The sequence below is a fragment of the Bacillus haikouensis genome (genome assembly GCF_013179555.1).
Lineage (GTDB): Bacteria > Bacillota > Bacilli > Bacillales > Bacillaceae_B > Rossellomorea > Rossellomorea haikouensis_A.
This window is the reverse complement of record NZ_JABMCR010000406.1, coordinates 1-2,797: the sequence shown is the minus strand read 5'-3', so window position 1 is coordinate 2,797 and position 2,797 is coordinate 1. Positions and strand designations below refer to the sequence as shown.

Genomic DNA, 2,797 nt, shown 5'->3' with positions numbered 1-2,797 from the left:
AATTAATTTAGAAGGCCCTTCAAAATTCAAAGGGTTTTGAACCCATTGATTATAAGGAGCTATTTCTTTTTCAAATGTTTTTTTAATTAAGTGACCTCTATTACAACAAATACTATCTGGAAATTTTTTGTGAATTTCCATCAATGCATTAATAGTATTAGTTGGATAAATTACATCATCATCAACAGTTATCACAATACAGTCGGGGTATTCTTGAAAGGTGTAGTAATACTTTTTGTGTGATCTCAAGTCATCACAGAATCTTATTTTTAATCCTTTATCTTGTAATCTTAATAGTTTAGTAGGTAAGCTATCATATCCATCAAATTGTTCTTCTGCTAACCAAAGAATTATTTCGTCAGGTTTGAAAGTCTGCCTTAATAAAGATTCTATTGTTATCCATATTGTACTAATTCTACTTGGAAAAGAGGTCAGCGAAACTATTACTTTTGTATGTCTCATTTCTTCAGTATTTAATCCCGTTTTATTTTTTCTAAGTGGAAAATAACAATAATATTTTTTTGCATAAATATTTATTGATTTTCTAATTAATATTACAAATAATGTTCTCAATTTCTTCAATAACATGAATTTGGAATCTTTTTTTCTAATTTTAAAATAAATTTTATATAATATATCTAACATATCTATTTACTCCTAAAATTTATTAAAGATTTTTAATGAAATTTTCCTATAGTAAATTACTAAAAAATGTTACTTCTTAATTGAGTTAAATATAAAAATTGGATAACCAAGTAAATCAATAAATACATTACTACTAAAAGAAACATTATCCTATATTTACCTTTTAATTTAACAATTATTTCCTTCAAGAGAAATGCGCTTCCAATTCCCAACATAAACTCTATTCTATTTGCCATTAAAGTAGCACCAATTGTAGAAAAGAAAACAAAGATCAAACTTCCTATTATTTGGGAATTCAATAATAATTTTAAAAACTGATTTCCATAAATTAATTCTCTGTCCTTTAAAGAAAATAAAATCACAAAGATGTTTAGTATTATTGGTAAATACCACATAGAATAAAGTAAAAAATTTTGAAAGATAGAAACATCAAAACCTGAATCTATATAACTTTGAAATTTATATAGTATTCTATCAGTTGAATCAATAGTCATTTTACTTGTCAATTCAATAAAAAGATTTTTCAATAAAAATCCAGAAAAAAACAAAACCATAAATGAAAATATGAATTTCTTGAAGCTCCATTTAAATCCTATGATAGGTCTTATTATAAAAGTAATTATACTTGAATAATGGAAAAAAAGAGATATTAAAAGTTTTATATAAAAACCCAAATTATTTTTCTGAGATAATGAGTAAAGAGCACTTAAATAAATAGCAGCTGCAAAAAAATGTCTAATTACATCTAATGGTCCTCTTACTGCATATAGCATCATAAAAAGCAAAAATGTTAGAAACATAGTACTTTTTTCTGCTCTTTTAATAACTTGATAAATTATGATCATTGGGATAAATGCTGAGATAAATAAAAACACCCTAAAGTCAAACCCGAAATTTTTTAAATATGAAATTAACAATACAAAGCCAGGTTCTATTTGAAATTGGAACATAGATTTCAAAAAATTATAATTAAATAATATAATAGGATGTTCCTCGAATATAAGTTTATATGATTTTATATCAGTACCAATAACCCTGAATCCTGCAAATATTGAAAATATAAAGACTGTTATCAACAAAATACGTTCTTTATTTTTTTTAGTGAAAACTTTTTCAAGAGTTGCTAATATGAAATATAATAAAAAGAGAAATAGGACTAAAATATAATTTATTATTATTGCTCCCATAACAAACTCCTTAAACTAACGTGGGATGTTTTACAAATAGTGGGTCTTCTCTACTTCTGAAATAAAATAATGTTTTTAGCGATCGGATAATCCAATGATTTTAATATTAAGATTAATAACTTATAATCCCTTCAAAACTTCCAAATAATTTTTAGACATTTGTTTACCTGTCATTTTCGAAGCGGTATCCACTGCATTATGTAAAATATCGGATTTGTTTCTACTATCTAATTCTAGAGCTGTAGTTAGTTTTTCAGCTAATTTCCCAATATTCTTTGGCTCACATAAAAAACCATTGATACCATCTTGAATAACACCTTCAATTCCTTCCCCTAGAGAGCCAATTGTAATACAACCTTTGGCCATAGCCTCTAGATATACCAAACCAAATGTCTCAGGTGAGCTTACCATAGCAAATATATCTGAACTTTCCATATGCGATAAAACTTCTTCTCTAGTTAGAAAACCTAAAAATTCTATTCTGTTATTTAACTTTAACTGATTTACTAATTTTTCTAATTTGTTCTTTTCTGGTCCATCTCCTGCAATTTTTAAATATATATGTTTATTTTTTTTTGCAACTTCATCAAATGCTTTGATTAAAATATCTATGTTTTTTAATGGAATCATATTTGCTGCAATAAATATATTCTTTGCTTGACTATTTATTTTTTTTTCTAACAATATATTTTTTATTAATACATTTTCTTCTATACCTGAAGGAGCTAAAAAACTTTCACTATAAGAGATATTTAATAAATCAAATTGTCTTTTTAAAGCATCACTTCTAAATCCGATTTTATCAATATTATTTATTATTTTTGTAAACCTTTTATATCTCTTTGGATAATTATTTAAGTTTTTTAAATCTGTTTGATGTAATGTTAATATTACTGGTATATTATGCTCATCCTTAATTTTATTTGCAATGTATATATTCGGATTTATCATATGGGAAACTATTA

Annotated in this window: 3 protein-coding genes; all 3 read right to left on the bottom strand. The window is 24.9% G+C overall.

What is annotated here, in order from left to right; translation table 11 throughout:
* On the bottom strand, positions 1-645 hold a 645-nt coding region (locus HP456_RS22300), incomplete at its 3' end, for a glycosyltransferase family A protein (protein ID WP_172255181.1).
* Positions 646-704: 59 nt separating this feature from the next.
* Positions 705-1,832, bottom strand: a complete 1,128-nt coding sequence (locus HP456_RS22295; protein ID WP_172255179.1) for an EpsG family protein — start codon at positions 1,830-1,832, stop codon at positions 705-707.
* A gap of 120 nt (positions 1,833-1,952) precedes the next feature.
* Positions 1,953-2,797 (bottom strand): glycosyltransferase family 4 protein (locus HP456_RS22290; RefSeq protein WP_216663387.1); only part of this gene is annotated, 845 nt, incomplete at its 5' end.

Excerpts from the sequence above, each read along its gene's own strand:
- HP456_RS22295 (WP_172255179.1), bottom strand. The coding sequence starts at position 1,832 with ATGGGAGCAATAATAATAAATTATATTTTAGTCCTATTTCTCTTTTTA.